Consider the following 17,657-nt stretch of genomic DNA (forward strand, 5'->3'; position numbering starts at 1 on the left):
CGGTCGGGGGCGCCGCCCCTTGGTGTGGCGCGACGGCCGGCGCCTGGCGGCCACGGAACGGCGGCCGCGAACGGAGTCGAGAACGACGGTGCGGCAGTCCCGTGTACGGTCAGCGCGGGCGGCGCGGCGCGCGACGCTGCGGATACGCACGCTTGCAGACGTCGGTGACGACGTCGCGCAGCCGCCGATGCACCGGGTCGCCGTGCATGCGCGGGTGCCACAGCGCCGAGATCAGGATCTCGGGCAACTTGACCGGGATCGCGAAGCTGCGCAGCCCTAGCGCATCCGCGAGCCCCGGCGTGAGCGCGTTGCCGAGGCTCGAGCGCGGCACCAGCGCGATCAGGTCGGTGCCGGCCGCGACGCGCATCGCGTCCGGATAGCCGGGCACGACCACGTGGACGTTGTGCGCGGCCACCGCCGTGCGCTCGCCGTCGTCGGCCGGGCCGCCGAAGTCGCCGAGCTGCGCCGCGATCACGTGGCGGCAGGCCGCGTAGCGCGCCGGCGTGATTCTGGCCGCGGCGAACAGCGGGTGGCCGCTGCGCGCCACCGCGACGTGCGCGTCGAGAAACAGCTCGCGCGTGTGCAACTCCGGCGCGTCGTCGCCGCGCTTGCCGATGTCGAGATCGACCGAGCCGTCGCGCAGCGGCCCGGGGTCGCGCGCGAGCCGCGGCACGAAGCGCACGCGCACGCCGGGCGCGACGTCGCCGATCGCGGCGACGACCGGGCCGCCCAGCATCTCCATGAACGACGCCGCCGCGCGCAGCGTGAAGGTGGCCGACAGCGTCGCGAGGTCGAGGTCGGCCGCTGCCGGCCGCAGCACGGCCTGCGCTTCGCGTGCGACCGCGTGCACGCGCTCGCGCAACGCCGTCGCGTGCGGCGTCGGCACGAGCCGGCGTCCGGCGCGCACGAGCAGCTGGTCGCCGGTGGCCGCGCGCAAGCGCGCGAGCGTGCGGCTCATCGCGGACGCGCTCAAGCCCAGCCGGCGCGCGGCGCCGGTCACGCTGGCTTCGCCGAGCAGCGCGTCGAGCGCGGTGACGAGGTTCAGATCGAGGTCTTCCATCCCGACAGCATAAGGCATGGCGCGGCGTGACATGGCGTCCGGTGCAATCGTGGATTGCGTTCGGTGCGTCTGGTGCATCCGATGGCGAGCGCCTACAGTAGCCGGAGACGAACGATCTCCAAGGTGAATACGATGCAACCGACTCTCTCGCACGCCGGCACACCCTCGATCCTGCTGGTCGCCGCATCGCGCGGCCTCGGGCTCGCGATGGCCGAGCAGTTCCTGAATCACGGTTGGCATGTGACCGGCACGGTCCGCGCGGGCTCGGGCCGCTCGAAGCTGCACGACCTCGCCGAGCGCGTCGGCGCGCGGCTCGACATCGAGACGCTGGACATCTGCGAGCCCGCGCAGCTTGGCGCTCTGCGCGCGCGCCTGTCGGGGCGGCGCTTCGACATGCTGTTCGTCAACGCGGGCACGAGCAACGATCCGGCCGAGACGATCGGCGAAGTCACGACCGACGAGTTCGTGCGCGTGATGATCACGAATGCGCTCGCGCCGATGCGCACGATCGAGACGCTGCAGGATCTCGTGACGGCGGACGGCCTGATCGGCGCGATGTCGTCGGGGCAGGGCAGCGTGTCGAACAACGTCAACGGGATGCGCGAGGTGTACCGCGGCAGCAAGGCCGCGCTGAACCAGTTCATGCGCAGCTTCGCCGCGCGTCAGGCCGGTACGGCGCGCGCGATGGTGCTGATGGCGCCCGGCTGGGTCCGCACCGAACTCGGCGGCCCCGATGCGCGGCTGACGATCGACGAAAGCGTGCCGGGCCTCGTGAACGTCCTGCTCGACAAGCGCCGCCGCCCGGGGCTCGAATACCTCGATTACCAGGGCCGCACGGTGCCCTGGTAGCGCGCGACGGTCGCGCTCTGCGCGCGTCGCGCCGATTCAATACAATGCGACGTCGAGGTGCGCGCGCCGTGTCGGCGTGCCGACCAGCCGACGACTCCGGAGCGCAGCATGAACGAACCCTACCTGCAGGTCATCGCGCATTACTTCGCGAAACCCGGCAACGGCGAGCGCGTGATCGAGCTGCTCGCGCAGCTCGCGCCGCCCACGCGAGCGGAACCGGGCAACCTCGACTACGCGTACTTCCGGTCGCCGGTCGATCCCGACCACATCGTGATCCTCGAGCGCTACCGCGACGCCGGCGGCCTCGACGCACATCGGGAAACGCCGCATTTCCAGCGCATCGGCATCGGCGAGATCATTCCGCTGCTCGATCGCCGCGACGTGACGCGCTACATGGTGCAGCCGGACACCGGCACGGCGACGCAACCGGGAGCCGCTCGATGAACCCGTTTCAATTCCGTACCGTCGCGACGCAGATCGTCGAATTCGGCGCAGCACGCCGGCTCGGCCCGCTGTTGCGCGAACGCTTTCCGTCGCTCGTGCGGCTGTGCGTCGTCACCGACGCGTTCCTGCATCGCAGCGGCGTGCTCGCGCCCGCGCTCGAGAGCCTCGCCGCGCACGGCTGGCAGGTGAGCGTGATCGACGACGTCGTCGCCGATCCGCCCGAGCACGTGGTGCTCGAAGCGACCGCGCGCGCGGTGGCCGCCGACGCCGAGATCGTGCTCGGCCTCGGCGGCGGCTCGTCGATGGACGTCGCGAAGCTGATCGCCGTGCTCGCGCCGGGCCGCCAGGCGCTGGCCGACATGTACGGCGTCGACAAGGTCGCGACGCCGCGGCTGCCGCTCGTGCAGATGCCGACCACGGCCGGCACTGGTTCGGAAGTGACGGCCGTATCGATCGTCACGGTCGGCGAAGCGCGCAAGATGGGCGTGGTGTCGCCGCAGCTGTTCGCGGACGTCGCGATCCTCGATGCCGAGCTCACGCTCGGGCTGCCGCGCGCCGCGACGGCAGCGACCGGCATCGACGCGATGGTGCACGCGATCGAAGCCTATACGTCGGCGCGGTTGAAGAACCCGGTGTCGGACATGCTGGCCGTGCACGCGCTGACGTTGCTGTCGCGCAATGTGCTGAAGGCATGCGACGACGGCCACGATCGCGCGGCGCGCGAAGCGATGCTGGTCGGCGCGATGTTCGCGGGTCAGGCGTTCGCGAATGCGCCGGTGGCGGCCGTGCATGCGCTCGCTTACCCGATCGGCGGCATTTTCCACGTGCCGCATGGCTTGTCGAACGCGCTCGTGCTGCCGCACGTGTTGCGCTTCAACGCGGCGGCTGCCGCGCCGCTGTACGCGGAGCTCGCGGCGATCGTCGCGCCGTCGGCGACGGGCAGCGACGCAGCGAGGACGCAGGCGCTGATCGACGAGATCGACCGGCTGATCGTCGCGACCGGCATTCCGCGCACGCTGCGCGAAGTCGGCGTCGGCGAGGCCGACCTGCCGAGGATGGCGGCCGATGCGATGCTGCAGACGCGTCTGCTCGTCAACAATCCGCGCGAAGTGACCGAAGCCGATGCGCTCGCGATTTATCGGCAGGCATGGTGAAGGCGGCGCGGATGGTGACCGGTGAAGACGGCGGTATGAGGCAAGGGGCTGAAGCCGCCACGACCGTCCGATGCGTCGCGTGGCAGGTGCTGCACACCTGGCAAGCCGCCGAATGGTGCCGGCTCGCGCCCGCGCCCGCGGGCATCGACCTGTCGGGTACGATCGCCGGCGCGCTCGACGGCACGCCGTTCCGCATCGACTATGCGATCGAATGCGGCGCCGACTGGCTCACGCGTTCGGTGCGCGTCGTGCATCGCCACGGCGCGGCGCCGCCGCAGCGGCTCGAGATCCGCTGCGAAGCGGGGCGGTGGACGATCGAGGGCGCACACGCGGCGGCGCTCGACGGTGCGACCGACATCGATCTCGGCTTCAGCCCGTCGACCAATACGTTGCCGATCCGGCGGCTCGGACTGACGGTCGGCGCGTCGGCCGTCATCCATACCGCGTGGCTGCGTTTTCCGGAGTTCGAGCTCGTGCGCGGCGAGCAACGCTATACGCGTACGGCCGAGCGCGTGTACCGCTATGAGAGCGGCGCCTATGCGGCCGACATCGCGGTCGACGACGCAGGCCTCGTCATCGATTACGACGAGTGGCGGCGCATTGGTGCGAGCGCTCGCGCGTAGCGCGGCGGCAACCGCGGCTCAGCGAGCGTCGGCGACGCTCACGCGGCCGGGAATCAGCTTCAGCGCGCTGAACGCGTCGGCGATGTTCTGCTGATAGGCGAGCGTTGCGTCGCTGACCGGCTGCACGCCGTAGCCGGTGCGCTTCAATGCGACTTCGAGCGTGGCCGTGTCGAGCCCGACGAGCGGCGACAGTTGCGCGGCGACTTCGGCGACATGATCGCGGCCCCAACGATCGACTGCGTCGACTTCGTCGAGCAACGCGCGCAGGATCTGCGGCTGCGCGCGCGCGTACCGGCGTGCGGCGAGATAGTACTGCGTGTTGCGCACGAGCCCTTCGCCGTTCGCGACCACGCGCGCGCCGAGCTGACGCTCGGCGGCCGCGAGATACGGATCCCATATCACCCATGCGTCGACGTTGCGCTGCACGAATGCGGCGCGCGCGTCGGCGGGCGTCAGGAAAATCGGCTGGATGTCGGTGTATGGAATGCCCGCATGCTCGAGTGCCTTCACGAGCAGGTAGTGGACGTTCGAACCCTTGTTGAGCGCGACCTTCTTGCCGCGCAGCTGCGCGAGCGTCCGGATCGGCGAATCGGGCAGCACGACGATCGCTTCGCCGCGCGGCGCGGGCGGCTCGTTGCCGATGTAGACGAAGTCGACGCCGGCCGCCTGCGCGAAGATCGGCGGCGTCTCGCCGACCGTGCCGACGTCGATCGCGCCCGCGTTCAATCCTTCGAGCAGTTGCGGGCCGGCCGGAAACTCGAGCCACTCCACGGTCACGCCCTGGCTCACGAGCCGCTTCTCGAGCGTGCCGCGCGCTTTCAGCACGACGAAGTTGCCGTATTTCTGGAAGCCGATGCGCAGCCGCGTGCCGCCCGCTTGTGCGCGGGCGGGCAGGCCGGCGAGCGGCCCGAGCGCGACGCCGGCGAGCGCGGCGGCGGTGCCTTGCAGCCACCGGCGGCGGCGCGTGCTTTGCGGCGGCGTGTCGAGGGTGTCGAGGGTGTCGGGCGGAAGGTCGTTCATCGAGGCGTCCTGCGGGCTGCGGCGAGTTCATGGGCTGCGCGGGAACGTGGCCCGGTTCAGACCGGGCGGGAACTGCCCCGCGCGCGACTCAGCACGATACGGCGGCCTGTCCGCCCGGCCAACCAACGAATCCGCATATGCAAATCAGCGACGCGACGATGCGTGCACGACGGCGCGGTGGGCCGTCGTCGCGGTCAATCGCTGCCGGCCGCGCTTTCCTCGATCGCATCGACGCGATCCGGATAGAACGCGAGATGGCCGCGAATCGCTTCGACGGCCGGATTCGGATGCTCGTAGGTCCACACCGCATTCACGGCGCGCGCGCCGCCCGCCGGAATCGAGTAGTACGCGCAATCGCCCTTGTACGGGCAGTAGGTCGCATGGTCGGTGCGCTGCAGCAGCGACATGTCGGCATCGTCGCGCGGAATGTAGAGCACGGCCGGATAGCTCGCTTCGTGCAGCGCCAGCGCGCGGCGCGTATCGGCGACGACCTTGCCGCCCGCCTTGACGACGACGCGCGACGGATGCGGTTCGATCGTGATCGGATGGTCGGGGCCGGGCGACTTCACGGGGCGAGACGGGGTATCGGGGCTGATCGACATCGTGGTTCCTCCGGGAGACGGTGGGAGCGCCGCGTGGAAGCGAGCTGCGAGGATGTGCGCGGCGATGGCCGCGTCGGCCAACTGAGAGCATGCGCGCATTGCGCAAAAGCTGCAGCGGGATGCGGTTGGGGCAATGGACGTTCCCGAACTTTTTGGCGTAAATCCGTGCGCTGCACAATTACCGGCGCGAATTGCTTTTTTTTCCATAAATCCATTCCGACACCGAATGATTTGAAATCGCCGAAAAAATTGTCCATACCCTAGACGAAATAGCGTGATTTGCATCGTGCTGAATGCGCTCATGCAATCGACGCGCGCACGTCGCGCGTCGCAGCGATCGAAGGGATTCCGGGGGACGCCGACGGCCCGATACAGCGGCCGCAGCATGAGTCTTGAACGGGCGAATGTCGTGCGCCACCCGAAGCAGTGCAGCGCCAATATATCAACGGTCGATCAGCGGCCCGGTCATACGGAGGTTGTCATGCTGCAATACGTCAAGACCTTGTTGCGCGATGAACGGGGCATCAGCTCGCTCGAATACGCGGTTCTGGCCGGCATCGTCGTGGTCGCGCTCGCGGCCGTCGGCACGGTGCTCAGCGGCAGCTCGGGGCTGTCGTCGATCTTCACGACGCTGATCAACAAGGTCTCGTCGCTGATCTGATCTCCTGAACCCGCGCGTCGCCGACGAATACACGGCTCCGCGGCAGTAAGGCGGACCCGGACGCGGCGCGCCGACGGACGGTTCTCCGATGCGCTATCTCGTGCAAGCGGCGGCGACGCTCGTGCTGGCGTCGCTCGCGATGCAGGACGTGCGCGCGCGGCGCCTGTCGAACTGGCGGGTGTCGGCGTTCGCGGCGCTGTACTTCATCGCGGCTGCGCTCGAGCCGCACGCCTTCGCGCGACTGCCAGCACCGCCGCGCGCACGCGGACGTCGCGCGTGCCGGCCCAGGCGACGCACGCGGCGGCGATCGCGGCGACACCGGCGTGGGCCGCATAGGCCGCGTTCAACGGCACGCCGGCGAGCCGCAGCGCCGCGAACGGCGTCGGCGACACGAGCCAGAACACCACGCCGTGCTCGAGCACGATCGAGCGCGCGAGCCTCGCGCTCGCGACGAACAGGCGCAGCGATTCCGCGCCGCACACCAGCACGCTGAGCGCGACGAACGCGGCGCTGGCGAGCGCGGCCCACGCGAGGGTGCGCCACGCGCGGGCGGCGATCAGCACGAACGGGAACAGCAGCGCCATCTGCGGCTTCACCGACAGCAGCCCGATGCACAGGCCTGCCCACTATGGCCGGCGCTCGGCCCAATAGACGGCGAGCGCCGCGCACGACGCGGTGAGGAAGGCGTTCTGCCCGAGCGTCGCGGTGACGAACACGCACGGCGCGGCGACCAGCGCGAGTGCGCCCGCACGACGCGCCGGCCACGGCGCCGAGGCCTGCCACCCGCCGGGCGGCGCAGCCGAGCACGCCGACGCCGAGCGCGACGAACAGCGGATAGGCGAGCGCGAACGGCAACAGCGCGAGCGGCGTGACGAGCAGCAGATAGGTCGGCGGATACAGCCACGGCGCGAACGCGCCGTGGCGAAGCGTGTCGAACCGCGCGGCCGACAGGCGCGAGAACGCGGAGAAGTCGTACGCCTGCGCCGGCGAGCCGTGCAGCATCAGGTACGAGGCCGTCCAGAACACCGAGAAGTCGGCGCCGACGCGCGGCGGCACGCGCTCGGGGAACGCATGCGCGACCCACGCCCAGATCGTGACGAACAGCGCGGAGAACACCAGCATCACGATGCTGTACACGACCACGCGGCGCGGCGTGAGCCAGGCGACGACCGGCCGCCGCGCGCGGCGCATCGATTGCGGCGTGGCGTCCAAGCGGCGCGGCCCCGTTCTACTTGAACGACGCCTTGCGCGCCGCGACGTTGCCGCCCGCGGGCATCGGCGTGCGGCGGCGCGCCGCGTGCGTGCGCTTGAGCGGGAATTGCAGCAGCGTTGACGCGGGCGCTGCGGCCGCCTCGCGCTCGGCGCGATAGCGTCGCCGCACGAGATAGACGGGGCGCTGCTTCGATTCGTGATAGACGCGGCCGAGGTATTCGCCGATCACGCCGATGCCGATCAGCTGAATCCCGCCGACGAACAGCACGACCGAAATCAGCGACGGGTAGCCGTGCACCGGGTTGCCGTACAGCAGCGTTCGCACGACGATGAACGCGCCATACAGCAGCGACAGCAGCGCGAACGTGACGCCCACGTAGGTCCATACGCGCAGAGGCACCGTGCTGAAGCTGGTGATGCCTTCGAGCGCGAAATTACAGCGACGCCAGCCGGAAAACTTCGAGCGGCCGCCGCTGCGCGGCGCGCGCGTGTACTCGACGATCGCGGTGCGAAAGCCGACCCACGCGAACAGCCCCTTCATGAAGCGCCGCCGCTGCGGCAGCGCGCGCAGCGCAGCGACGACCTCGCGGTCCATCAGCCGGAAATCGCCGACGTTCTCCGGCATCTCGACCTCGGACAGCGCGTTGTGGACGCGATAGTAGAGCGCGGCCGCGGCGCGCTGCAGGTACGGATCGCACATGCGGTCGGTGCGCTTCGCGGCGACGACTTCGGCGCCGTCGCGCCAGCGTTCGATCATGGCGGGAATCAGCGCGGGCGGGTCCTGCAGGTCGGCGTCGATCAGGATCACCGCGGCGCCGCGGCCGCTTCGTCGAGGCCCGCGGTGAGCGCGGCTTCCTTGCCGAAGCGGCGGGTGAGATCGACGACCCGCACGCGCGAGTCGGCGGCGGCGATCGCGAGCAGCCGCTCGAGCGTGCGATCGCGGCTGCCGTCGTTGACGCAGATGATTTCGAACTGCACGCCGTCAACCGACGCGAGGATCGGCAGCGTTTCGGCAAAGCACGGGCCGATCGCTTCTTCTTCGTCATGAAACGGCACGACGAGCGAGAGCAGCGGTTTCCTGGCGTGCGTCGGCACGCTGCGGCTCCCCAGAGATCCGGCCGGTGCTGCACCGTGAGGTTCGAATCGATATCTGCCGAACGGGTCCGAGCGCGCGCATTCGGCTGCGGCGCGGCGGCCCCCGCGGACCGGACGACAGGTGTTGAGTTCATTGTAGGAAGGATTCGCTGATTCGTAACATGTATCGGCGCAGGCGCAGCGCAATGCGGCGCTTCGCGATGCCCGGCGGCGGAGCGATCGGCGCTACGATGGGCACTTTCGATGCCGAGGGAGGCTGCGATGCAGGTTCAGGAGCTGACCGGCGCCGCGCTCGATTTCTGGGTGGCGATGGCCCAGGCGCTCGACGCGCCGCGGGTCGATGCTGCGGGCTGTACGGTGATTCGCGAGCCGGGCGGGGCGCCGGCGCTGTATGCGCCGTCGTCCGCGTGGGCGGACGGCGGACCGCTGGTCGAGCGCCTGCCGTTCGGCGCGTTCGAGCGCGGCGGCGGCCGCGGCGCGTGGCGCGCGGTACTGCATCGGGCCGTGCCTGCGGCCGGCGAGCGCTGCACGTTCAACCAGTCGGGGCCGACGCTGCTGGTGGCCGCGATGCGCACGCTGGTCGCGTCGACGTTCGGCGACGACGTGCCGGATCTCGACATGTCGAGGCCGCGCTGAACGTACGAGAAGCCGGTTACGCCGCCGACAGGTTGCGCACCGCGATCGACGCGACGTCGATGCGCTTCGGCAGGATCGCATCGGCGGCCGCGCGATCGGCGACGCGCTGCAGCACGTCGATGTCCGTGCCGCTCACGTCGCGTTGCGCGAGCGGCGCCCGGCGCACGATGTCGATGGCCGCGTCGCGCGGCAGCCGCGTGACCGACGCATAGACGCTCGCGTAATCGGCCGGATGCGCGAGCGCCCACTGGCCGGCGCGCGCGAACCGCGCGAGCACGTCGGCCAGCGCCGCGCGCTTGAGCCGGTCGTCGAGCGTGTCGACCGGCGACGTAAGGAACGCCAGCCCGGAATTGATGCCGCTGCCGTCGCGCACGACGCGCGCGCCGCGCCGCACCACGTGCCCGTAATACGGATCGAAGGTCGCCCAGATGCCGATCTGCTTCGCTTCGAACGCGGCGAACGCGTCGACCGGCAGCACGAAGCGCACGTCGACGTCGCGCGCCGCGAGGCCGTGTTCGCGCAGCGCGCCGTACAGCTGGTATTGCGAAATGCTGCCGCGCGCCGACGATACGACCACGGTGCGCCCCTTCAGGTCGGCGACGCTTCGCACCGGCGAATCGGGCTGCACGACGATGCCGAGCGACGTCGGCGAGCCGGCGCGCGTCGCGACGATGCGCAGCGCCGGATCGCCGAGCGCGGCCGTCAGCACGGGCAGGTCGCCGGCCGGCGCGAGATCGAGCGCACCCGCGCGCTGTGCTTCGAACAGCGGCGCGGCGCCCTGGAAATTCGCCCAGCGAAACCGGTACGGCACGCCGTCGAGCACGCGCGCGGCTTCGGCCAGTGCGCGCAGCCCGCCGGCCTGATCGCCGAGCACCAGCGTCACGTTCGACAGGTCGGCGCCGGCCGCGCGCGCGGGGAATGCGGCGGCGCAGGCGAACGGTGCGGCGGCCAGCGCGCTCGCGCGCAGCAGCATGCGGCGACGGGCCGGGGAGGCGGGCGAAGTCATCGGTATGCAATCCTCGGTAATCCGCGCGGCATGCACGGCTGACCGGCAGATTACGGAATCGGTTTCGCCGCGGCAAACATCGAATCGCGCAATGCTTATTCGCGCGCGAGCGGTGGCGCGCGGTGACGAGCCCGACCGCCGCGGCGCGTGCTCAGCCGGCTGCGGCGACGGTGCGCAGGAACGCGCGGACCGCGGGCGCCTTCTCGAAGCGGCGATGCGCGAGCGCGAGCTCCGACGTGATCGGCTTGCCGGCGAGCGGCCGGTATACGACGCCGGGCAGCGCCACGCAGCCGGCCAGCGCGTCCGGGATCACCGCGACGCAGCCGTTCACCGACACGCACGCGAGCACCGCGAGCAAGCCGCCCGGCCGCGCGTCGATCACCGGAGCGAAGCGGCCGCGCCGTGCGACTTCGAGCGTGCCGCCCTCCTGTTCGGGCACCGCGAAGCGCGCATCGGCAAGGTCGGCCGCGCGCAACGTCGGCATCGACGCATAGCGCGAGTCGGCCGGCACGGCGGCGACGAACACGTCGCGTTGCAGCGTCACGGTCCGCACGCCGCCCGGCAGCGGCAACGGCGGGCGTACGTATGCGAGGTCGAGCCGGCCGGCGTCGAGCTGCTTCGCGACGTCGTCCATCGGCACCTCGCGCAGGTTCAGGTCGATGCGCGGATGCGACGCGCGGAATGCGCCGACCGTGCGCTGCAGCGTGCCCGAATAGACGGCCGACGACACATAGCCGATCTCGATCCGGCCGACTTCGCCGCGCTCGGCCCGCAGCGCGAGCTCATGGCCGCGCTGCAGATGCTCGAACGCGGCGCGCGCGTCGGCGCCGAACGCCTCGCCGGCCGCCGTCAGCGTGACCGCGCGCCGCGAGCGGTCGAACAGCCGCACGCCGAGCAGCCGCTCGGCTTCCTGGATCTGTCGCGTGAGCGCGGGCGGGGCCATGTCGAGCGCGTCGGCCGCGCGTGCGAAATGCAGGTGCTCCGCGACGGCGAGGAACGCGCGGACATGGCGGAATTCGAGCGGATTCATGATTGCAATTTTCGTCAATCAAATGGCTCCGGTGTGTCAATGACGGGCAATGTGGGGCAAGCCTAGCATACGCGTCGTTGATCCCGTTCCGGAGCGCTCGATGCCGCAGCCGTCCCCCGTTTCCCCCATGTCCTCCGTTTCCCGCTCGGGCGGCGGCGCTGGCGCGCCTGCCGCCGCGACGCTCGCGGTTGCGTCCGCGACGTGCTCGCTGATCGTGCTCGACACGAACGTCGTGGCCGTATCGCTGCCGAGCATCGCGCGCGGCTTTCATGCGAGCTTCGCCGAGATCGAGTGGGTCGTCAGCGCCTACATGACCGCGTTCGCCGCGTGCCTGTTGCCGGCCGGCGGCCTCGCCGATCGCTTCGGGCGCAAGCGCATGCTGGCAGCCGGCCTCGCGTTGTTCGCGCTCGCATCGCTCGGGTGCGGCCTCGCGCCGTCGGCGGCGTGGCTGATCGCCGCGCGCGCGGTGAAGGGCGGTGGGGCCGCGATGCTGCTGACTGCAGCACTGGCGGTAATCGCGAACCGTTTCCCGGACGGACGCGAACGCGCGCGAGCGTGGGCGATCTGGGGGATGTGCATGGGCATCGCGACGGCGCTCGCGCCGCTCATCGGCGGGGCGATCACGCAATGGATCGGCTGGCGCTGGGTGTTCCTGCTGAACCTGCCCGCGTGCGCATTGCTCGCGGCAGGCGTGCGCGCGGCGATCGCGGAGTCGCGCGATCCGCATGCGACGCGCGTGGACGCGCCGGGCAGCCTGCTGTTCGGTGCGGCGCTCGCGTGCGCGATCGCGGCGCTGATCGGCGCGCCGTCGCACGGCTGGCTGACCGGCGCGACGCTCGGCCGCCTCGGGCTCGCCGCCGCGCTGTCGACCGCGTTCGTCGCCGTCGAGCGCCGCCACGCGCGGCCGATGGTCGACCTCGCGCTGTTCGGGCAGCCGCGCTTCGTCGGCGCGGTCGTCGCGATGTTCGGCTATGCGGCGTGCGCGCAAGTGATGATGACGTTCCTGCCGCTGTATCTGCAGAACGCGTTCGGGATGTCGGCGATCGACGCGGGGCTCGGCATGCTGCCGTTCGCGCTGGCGATGATCGTCGGGCCGTCGCTCGGCGCGAAGCTGGCTGCGCGCATGTCGTCCGGCGGCGTGCTGGCGGGCGGCCTCGCGCTGATCGGCGTCGGCAATCTCGCGACTGCGCTGCTGACGGCCGGCGCCGACTACCGGCTCGTTGCGCTCGGCATCTGCGTGACGGGCTGCGGCGCGGGCATCATGAACGGCGACACGCAGAAGGCGATCATCGCGTGCGTGCCGCGGAACCGCACGGGCATGGCATCGGGCATCAGCACGACCACGCGCTTCTCGGCGATCGTGACGGCGGTGGGCGTGCTCGGGGCGGTGCTGGCCGGCAGTACGCACGCGCAGCTCGTGCGACGGCTGTCCGCGATGCCGGACGTACGCGCGTTCGTCGATGCGCGGTTCATGTCGAGCCTGCTGGCAGGCGATCTCACGCAGGCGCTCGCACGCCTGCCGCCGACGGCCGCGCGCGTGCTGCACGACGTCGCGCCGGCGGCGTTCGCGGCCGGGTTTTCGACGGCACTGACGGTGAGCGGTGTGCTCGCGCTGGCTGGCGCTGCGGTCGCCTATTGGTTGCTCGTGCAACCGATGCGCGATGTGGGTGTGTGATGGGGCGGTTCTGGCTGGGTGATGTGGCGGGGTGACGTGGCGGTACGGTGCGTGCGGCAGCCGCGGTTGCGTTTCATGTTCGAGCGGGCTGCTCGTGAAGTCGTTCGATGGGGCGATGCGCAGGTGGTCAAATCGCGCGTCCGCGCGTGGCTATGTGGCATCGCGGTGCGTGCAGCGGCCCCGGCTGCGGCGCGTTGGACCAAGCTGCTCGCGAAGTCGTTCGATGCGCCGATGCACGACGCCTCCGTCATCGTACGGCGCAGCATTTGCATCGGTGATGGCGCCGCGCCGCGCGGACATCGCAGTCGCGTTCGTGGCGATGTCAGTCTTTACCGAGCGTTCGACGGCTGCCGCACGCGACGCGACGCGCGCGCGTCGGCACACCGGCCTCAGCGCGCCTTCATCGCGATCCGATGGGCGCGCGTCGCCGTGCGGCGCTCGGCTGCGGTGTCGCATCGCACTGCGTCGGTTGCCGGCGTCGACCGCGCCGCGCGGATTCGGCCGCCGCGCCGGCGAGCGGTGCGGCGGTGGACGTCGGCACACGCGCGGCGACGGCCGTGACGGCCGGCAGCGCGGCTTCTGCGTCGAGCCATGCGCGCGTCGCTTCGACGATCAGCCCGCGCAGCCATCGCACCGCGTCCGCGCAGGCGCCGGTTTCGTCCCAGGCCAGCCGGTACGTGATGTCGGGCGGTTGAGCCGGCAGCGCAACGGTGCCGAGCGGCAGCAGCTTCGCGTAGTGGCTCGCGAGCCGGTAGGTCGTGGTCAGGACCAGATCGGAGCGCACCAGCGCATGGGCGGCGAGTTCGAAATGCGGCAGCGTGACGACGATCCGCCGTCGCAGCCCGACGCGTTCCAGCTGACGATCGATCGCGCCGGACGCCTCCAGCCACGACGGCGTCGGACACAACTGCGGCGCTTGCGCGAATTCTTCCGCGGTCATCGCGCCGCGGCGCGCGAGCGGATGCGTCGCGCGCATCACGCAGACGATGCGGTCGTCGAACAACGCGTCGTGCCGGAGCCGCGACGGGTGCGCCGGGCGGTTGTCGATCACGACGTCCAGCGCGCCGTCGGCGAGTGCGCGCTGCGCATCGAAGCCGTCGCCGAGCGGATGGAACACGAGCTGCGCGTCGGGCGCGCGTTCGCGGAACAGCGCGACGAGCTTCGGCACGAACAGCACGTTCAGGTAGTCCGGGCAACCGATCCGATAGGTTCGCACCGACGTGCGTGCGGCGAAGCGCGGCTGCTGGTTCCGAATGAAGTCGATCACCCGCAGCGCGTTGCGCAGCGGATCGATCAGCTGCGCGCCGAACTCCGTCGGCACCATCCCGTAGCGACTGCGCACCAGCAGCGGATCGCCGAGCAGCGTGCGCAGGCGCTTGAGCGCGGCGCTCGTCGCGGGCTGCGACATGTTCAGCCGCACCGCCGCACGCGACACGGTGCGCTCGGTGAGCAGCACGAGCAGGATGCGCATCAGCCGCGCGTCGAGCAGGTCGAGCGCGCCGCCTGCGTCGCGGGTGTCGGCGATAGCGCCGTGCTTTGCCGGTGGGTTGCGCATGTCGCTATCCATGTCGCTATCCGTTCACGCGGTGCGTCGGCGTTCGAAGGTGCGCCAGCCGTCGAAGATGCACCGGCAGCCGACAGGCCGTCCGCGCGACATCGATGCGTGGCTGCGGCACGCCGCGATTCACGGCCGCTCGCGCAGTGGTAGTAGCGATCCGCCCCGCATCTGCGTTCGGCCATTCGGCGGCCGGTTCGCTGTCGGCGTCGGTTTTTCTGCGCATGCACGAGGCGGGTCCGCCGCGGCAAACCGCATGCGCATGTTCGCGCGTCGCCGCAAGCCTGGCGCGGCGTTCGATCGCTTCGACGCGGGTTTGCGGTCGCACGCGTTGTCTCCTTCCATGGCCGCGGCGTGCGCCGTGCATGCAGCGCGGGCGGACCGCCGTGGACGTCATATGTCCCATTCGTCCGCGAGTATGGGCGGCCGTCGCCGCGATGGGAAATTAAATATTCGGCAGGCCGCCATTCAAAAAACGAATGGCGCGCAGCGGTGACGGCACGCGAATTGCGAACGGGTGAGTTCCATCCATTCATCGACATCAAGCGGAGGTGTCATGCAGCGATATTCCATTCGTCACGTATCGCGGGCCGTCTTCGCCGGCATCCTGATCGCCGGCCTGGCGGCGGGGGCAGGCTGTCAGAAGAAGAGCGAAACCGACACGGGCGCCGGCGCCACTTCGGACGCGAGCGCCGTGGGCGGCATGTCGCCCGCGCCATCGACCGCACCGTCGGGCACGCCGAGCAGCGGCGCGGCGGGCGCCGACAGCGGCACGGCCGGCACCACCGGCGGCGCGGCCAGCATGCCGGGCGCGGCGTCGGGGACGACGGGCGCGAGCGGCGGCTGATCGCGCCTCGCGGGGCGGCGCCGGGCGGCACGTGCAGCACCGCCCGCGCTGCGCCGCCGCAATGGCGGAGCCAGGCGGCACGCGCGCTCTCGGGCGCGCGGCCGCGCTACGCGTGTGTGAAAGATTTGCAAGGACCGTTGTAGCGATTCCCGGCGCCGATGGCGCTCGTCACGCGGCCGATCGCAGCCGCCGGCTGACGACGGCGGCGGCCCGTCCGGACCGCGCTGCAAGGTCCCGAACAAGGAGGTGCGATGCAGAACGCGGAATCGAACCCAACCCCGCAACAGCAGCGGGAACAGATCAAGCAGAGCCCGGTGAAGACGCCCGCGGCCGGTGGCGACATGCCGGATGCGGCGACCCAGGCTGCCGAAGTGGCCAAACGGCCGCAAACGCCCGAATCGGTCGCGGGCAAAACGCCGACCGGCCTGCCGGACATCGACGTCGACGCGCATGCGGTCGACAGCGGCGACCCGGTGCGCCGCGCGGCCAGCCGGATCGTGACGATCGACAACGCGAACATGGCGGCCACCGACAACACGGTCGACGTCGACGGCAAGGGCATGGAGGCGCGCACCGGCGCCGATGAATGGCACGACAACGTGATCTATTCGAACGCGTCGCTCGACAACGCGGTGAACACGCCGGCCGACGGCCTCGGCGGCTTCGAAAGCCGTCCGGGCGGCAACATGCCGCTGATCGCCGCGCGGCCCGGCTGGCAGGTCACGTACGTCGGCGACGTCGACGTCGTGACCGAGCATGGCGCCGGCGCACGCGTCGAGCATGTGATTCGTTTCGAGCGCACCAGCAACTGACGGCGCGCCCGTCACGCGGCGGATCGCCGAACGGCGATCCGCCGCCATCATTTACTGCGGGCCGAGTTCCTGCGCCGACGTGTCCGCATCGTTGCCCTGGGCGACGAGCACGTGGATGTCGTTCGGCGTTACGTCACCGATACCGCCCGACGGGATCGTCACGAGCAGCCAGTCGGCGTTGTTGTTGATCGTCACCGGCGGAGTCGTCAGGATCGGCGATTTGCTGCCGGCAGTCGTGACGATCACCTGATAGCTGCCGCCGTTCAGATAGATCGAGTCCTGGCCCGTGGCAGGCGCCGCGTTCTGGTACGCCGCGCCGGAGAGCGTCGGGCTCTGCGTGTTGATGTCCGTCCCCGGCGGCACGACGTAGACGTCGACGTTCTGCGCGTTCGGCGACGCATTGAAGGCGCGTACGCGCGCCTTGTCCGACAGCAGGCCCTTGTCATACGGATCGTCGATCACCGAGATCGGCGACGACGTGCTGGGCAGCGCGACGGTCGTGTAGTGGTGGCCGTTGGCCGCGCTGAACGATTGCGACGCGACGGTGGCGTTGGTGCCCGAAATGTCGTAACTGGCGTTCTGCGTGCCCGAGTCGATGTCGTGATAACGGGTCACGCCCTTGTACGCGACGCCGGACGCATCGACTTTCGCGTTCAGGTAGTAGTCGAGGTTCGGGCCGGCCGGCACCGCGTTGATGAAGCGTGCCTGCGGCTTCGAGATGCCGAGCACGGTGCCGACGTCGTTGCCGTCTCCACCGCATGCCGTGAGCATGGTGATGACCGAGCACAGCGCCACTATCGTTCGAATGGATTTCATGTCGTCCTCTCGTTCAGGAGTTACCTGCTGGCGATGCGGTGTCGCCGCGCGGAGCATCGCGCGGGACGCAGCGCCTGGATTGAAGAATGATTGCTGTCCGCCAGAGCGGCGGCGCATGGATGCCGCAACGCGCGTGCCCGCACGGCGAGATGCGCGCGATCGCGCCGACGGTGGGAGCGTTGCGCACGACGCGCGATGCGCGTGATGCGCGAGCGCGCGATTCGCGGCACACGTTTGTAAAAAGAGCGATTCGGCGCCCTACGAGATGACGCTCTCATCGCGGCCGAATCCGCACATGCAGGAAAAGCGTTTAAAACGCAACGCGATTCATGAGAGCAATGCGCGTGGACGTAGTCGATGGCTACTTCTTGTTGGTTGCGTACGCATCGATCTGATTGGAGCAAACCATTGATGATGAGCGGTCCGCTGGACACGGGAGTTCGATGCGCATCCGCCGACGCACACGCGACATGCGGGCGACCTCAGCGGCGCTCGACATGCTGAACACGCTCGGGGCGCTGCACCTCCGACCGAATACCCGCGCATCGGAGCATCGTGCT

Annotated in this window: 17 protein-coding genes and 3 pseudogenes; 10 read left to right on the forward strand and 10 right to left on the reverse strand. The window is 70.4% G+C overall.

What is annotated here, in order from left to right:
* Positions 1-109: 109 nt before the first annotated feature.
* Entirely contained in the window at positions 110-1,060 is a 951-nt protein-coding gene (locus EX20_RS12960) for a LysR family transcriptional regulator (protein WP_034193793.1), read from the reverse strand.
* 132 nt (positions 1,061-1,192) lie between these two features.
* On the opposite strand from EX20_RS12960, the gene EX20_RS12965 reads away from it, so the two are divergent.
* The 4 genes from EX20_RS12965 to EX20_RS12980 all read left to right on the forward strand — a co-directional run bounded on the left by EX20_RS12965 (position 1,193) and on the right by EX20_RS12980 (position 4,130).
* Positions 1,193-1,909, forward strand: coding sequence for an SDR family oxidoreductase (locus tag EX20_RS12965; protein WP_011881896.1), 717 nt, complete (start codon positions 1,193-1,195; stop codon positions 1,907-1,909).
* A gap of 108 nt (positions 1,910-2,017) precedes the next feature.
* The gene (locus EX20_RS12970) at positions 2,018-2,353 is read left to right on the forward strand and encodes a putative quinol monooxygenase (protein ID WP_011881897.1); all 336 of its coding nucleotides are present in this window, start codon (positions 2,018-2,020) and stop codon (positions 2,351-2,353) included.
* Positions 2,350-3,507, forward strand: a complete 1,158-nt coding sequence (locus tag EX20_RS12975) for an iron-containing alcohol dehydrogenase (protein WP_034193794.1) — start codon at positions 2,350-2,352, stop codon at positions 3,505-3,507. The genes EX20_RS12970 and EX20_RS12975 overlap by 4 nt, the downstream gene beginning before the upstream one ends.
* Before the next feature lie 35 nt (positions 3,508-3,542).
* Positions 3,543-4,130: a putative glycolipid-binding domain-containing protein gene (locus EX20_RS12980; RefSeq protein ID WP_034193872.1), complete on the forward strand. Its 588-nt coding sequence runs from the start codon at positions 3,543-3,545 to the stop codon at positions 4,128-4,130.
* An 18-nt stretch (positions 4,131-4,148) separates the two neighbouring features.
* On the opposite strand, the gene EX20_RS12985 is transcribed toward EX20_RS12980, so the two are convergent.
* Entirely contained in the window at positions 4,149-5,150 is a 1,002-nt protein-coding gene (locus EX20_RS12985; protein ID WP_034193795.1) for a sulfonate ABC transporter substrate-binding protein, read from the reverse strand.
* 194 nt (positions 5,151-5,344) lie between these two features.
* A complete protein-coding gene (locus EX20_RS12990; RefSeq protein WP_034193796.1) occupies positions 5,345-5,752 on the reverse strand; it encodes a DUF427 domain-containing protein in 408 nt (135 codons plus the stop codon).
* Between the two features lie 481 nt (positions 5,753-6,233).
* Here EX20_RS12990 and EX20_RS12995 point away from each other — a divergent pair, with 481 nt between their 5' ends.
* Positions 6,234-6,413 carry a Flp family type IVb pilin gene (locus tag EX20_RS12995; RefSeq protein ID WP_034193797.1) on the forward strand — a complete coding sequence of 60 codons (180 nt, stop codon included), beginning with the start codon at positions 6,234-6,236 and terminating at the stop codon, positions 6,411-6,413.
* A 203-nt stretch (positions 6,414-6,616) separates the two neighbouring features.
* Here the strand turns inward: EX20_RS12995 and EX20_RS32855 are convergent, their stop codons facing one another.
* From EX20_RS32855 to EX20_RS13005, 3 genes and pseudogenes are all read right to left on the reverse strand, one after another.
* Complete coding sequence (locus tag EX20_RS32855; protein ID WP_231572257.1) at positions 6,617-6,997, reverse strand: glycosyltransferase 87 family protein; 381 nt, start codon at positions 6,995-6,997, stop codon at positions 6,617-6,619.
* A gap of 247 nt (positions 6,998-7,244) precedes the next feature.
* A pseudogene (locus tag EX20_RS33250) lies at positions 7,245-7,604 on the reverse strand (hypothetical protein); the annotation flags it as partial.
* 37 nt (positions 7,605-7,641) lie between these two features.
* A pseudogene (locus tag EX20_RS13005) lies at positions 7,642-8,720 on the reverse strand (glycosyltransferase family 2 protein).
* 261 nt (positions 8,721-8,981) lie between these two features.
* Between EX20_RS13005 and EX20_RS13010 the strand changes: the two are divergent.
* Positions 8,982-9,356, forward strand: coding sequence for a phage protein NinX family protein (locus tag EX20_RS13010; protein WP_034193798.1), 375 nt, complete (start codon positions 8,982-8,984; stop codon positions 9,354-9,356).
* Between the two features lie 16 nt (positions 9,357-9,372).
* Here the strand turns inward: EX20_RS13010 and EX20_RS13015 are convergent, their stop codons facing one another.
* Complete coding sequence (locus EX20_RS13015) at positions 9,373-10,362, reverse strand: ABC transporter substrate-binding protein (RefSeq protein WP_034193799.1); 990 nt, start codon at positions 10,360-10,362, stop codon at positions 9,373-9,375.
* Between the two features lie 151 nt (positions 10,363-10,513).
* Positions 10,514-11,392: a LysR family transcriptional regulator gene (locus tag EX20_RS13020; protein ID WP_034193800.1), complete on the reverse strand. Its 879-nt coding sequence runs from the start codon at positions 11,390-11,392 to the stop codon at positions 10,514-10,516.
* A gap of 100 nt (positions 11,393-11,492) precedes the next feature.
* Here EX20_RS13020 and EX20_RS13025 point away from each other — a divergent pair, with 100 nt between their 5' ends.
* Complete coding sequence (locus EX20_RS13025; RefSeq protein WP_011881906.1) at positions 11,493-13,067, forward strand: MFS transporter; 1,575 nt, start codon at positions 11,493-11,495, stop codon at positions 13,065-13,067.
* Positions 13,068-13,456: 389 nt separating this feature from the next.
* Here the strand turns inward: EX20_RS13025 and EX20_RS13030 are convergent.
* Positions 13,457-14,622: pseudogene (locus EX20_RS13030) on the reverse strand (LysR family transcriptional regulator).
* Between EX20_RS13030 and EX20_RS32865 the strand changes: the two are divergent.
* The 3 genes from EX20_RS32865 to EX20_RS13040 all read left to right on the forward strand — a co-directional run bounded on the left by EX20_RS32865 (position 14,621) and on the right by EX20_RS13040 (position 16,281).
* A complete protein-coding gene (locus EX20_RS32865; protein WP_226111601.1) occupies positions 14,621-15,118 on the forward strand; it encodes a hypothetical protein in 498 nt (165 codons plus the stop codon). The pseudogene EX20_RS13030 and the gene EX20_RS32865 overlap by 2 nt on opposite strands.
* Before the next feature lie 60 nt (positions 15,119-15,178).
* Positions 15,179-15,469 (forward strand): hypothetical protein, encoded by a 291-nt coding sequence (locus EX20_RS32510; RefSeq protein WP_050781904.1) that lies wholly within the window; start codon positions 15,179-15,181, stop codon positions 15,467-15,469.
* A gap of 251 nt (positions 15,470-15,720) precedes the next feature.
* The gene (locus EX20_RS13040) at positions 15,721-16,281 is read left to right on the forward strand and encodes a DUF3005 domain-containing protein (RefSeq protein ID WP_034193801.1); all 561 of its coding nucleotides are present in this window, start codon (positions 15,721-15,723) and stop codon (positions 16,279-16,281) included.
* Positions 16,282-16,332: 51 nt separating this feature from the next.
* On the opposite strand, the gene EX20_RS13045 is transcribed toward EX20_RS13040, so the two are convergent.
* Complete coding sequence (locus tag EX20_RS13045) at positions 16,333-17,097, reverse strand: DUF4397 domain-containing protein (RefSeq protein ID WP_011881909.1); 765 nt, start codon at positions 17,095-17,097, stop codon at positions 16,333-16,335.
* Between the last annotated feature and the right edge of the window lie 560 nt (positions 17,098-17,657).

This window comes from Burkholderia sp. WP42, assembly GCF_000745665.1.
In the GTDB taxonomy this organism is placed as follows: Bacteria; Pseudomonadota; Gammaproteobacteria; order Burkholderiales; family Burkholderiaceae; genus Burkholderia; species Burkholderia vietnamiensis.

Coding starts and splice junctions, on each gene's coding strand:
- EX20_RS13025 (WP_011881906.1), top strand. CDS start 11,493: ATGCCGCAGCCGTCCCCCGTTTCCCCCATGTCCTCCGTTTCCCGCTCG.
- EX20_RS13010 (WP_034193798.1), top strand. CDS start 8,982: ATGCAGGTTCAGGAGCTGACCGGCGCCGCGCTCGATTTCTGGGTGGCG.
- EX20_RS32855 (WP_231572257.1), bottom strand. CDS start 6,997: ATGGCGCTGCTGTTCCCGTTCGTGCTGATCGCCGCCCGCGCGTGGCGC.
- EX20_RS12975 (WP_034193794.1), top strand. CDS start 2,350: ATGAACCCGTTTCAATTCCGTACCGTCGCGACGCAGATCGTCGAATTC.
- EX20_RS13015 (WP_034193799.1), bottom strand. CDS start 10,362: ATGACTTCGCCCGCCTCCCCGGCCCGTCGCCGCATGCTGCTGCGCGCG.
- EX20_RS12980 (WP_034193872.1), top strand. CDS start 3,543: ATGAGGCAAGGGGCTGAAGCCGCCACGACCGTCCGATGCGTCGCGTGG.
- EX20_RS12995 (WP_034193797.1), top strand. CDS start 6,234: ATGCTGCAATACGTCAAGACCTTGTTGCGCGATGAACGGGGCATCAGC.
- EX20_RS13020 (WP_034193800.1), bottom strand. CDS start 11,392: ATGAATCCGCTCGAATTCCGCCATGTCCGCGCGTTCCTCGCCGTCGCG.
- EX20_RS12985 (WP_034193795.1), bottom strand. CDS start 5,150: ATGAACGACCTTCCGCCCGACACCCTCGACACCCTCGACACGCCGCCG.
- EX20_RS13045 (WP_011881909.1), bottom strand. CDS start 17,097: ATGAAATCCATTCGAACGATAGTGGCGCTGTGCTCGGTCATCACCATG.
- EX20_RS12965 (WP_011881896.1), top strand. CDS start 1,193: ATGCAACCGACTCTCTCGCACGCCGGCACACCCTCGATCCTGCTGGTC.
- EX20_RS12990 (WP_034193796.1), bottom strand. CDS start 5,752: ATGTCGATCAGCCCCGATACCCCGTCTCGCCCCGTGAAGTCGCCCGGC.
- EX20_RS13040 (WP_034193801.1), top strand. CDS start 15,721: ATGCAGAACGCGGAATCGAACCCAACCCCGCAACAGCAGCGGGAACAG.
- EX20_RS32865 (WP_226111601.1), top strand. CDS start 14,621: ATGTCGCTATCCATGTCGCTATCCGTTCACGCGGTGCGTCGGCGTTCG.
- EX20_RS32510 (WP_050781904.1), top strand. CDS start 15,179: ATGCAGCGATATTCCATTCGTCACGTATCGCGGGCCGTCTTCGCCGGC.
- EX20_RS12960 (WP_034193793.1), bottom strand. CDS start 1,060: ATGGAAGACCTCGATCTGAACCTCGTCACCGCGCTCGACGCGCTGCTC.
- EX20_RS12970 (WP_011881897.1), top strand. CDS start 2,018: ATGAACGAACCCTACCTGCAGGTCATCGCGCATTACTTCGCGAAACCC.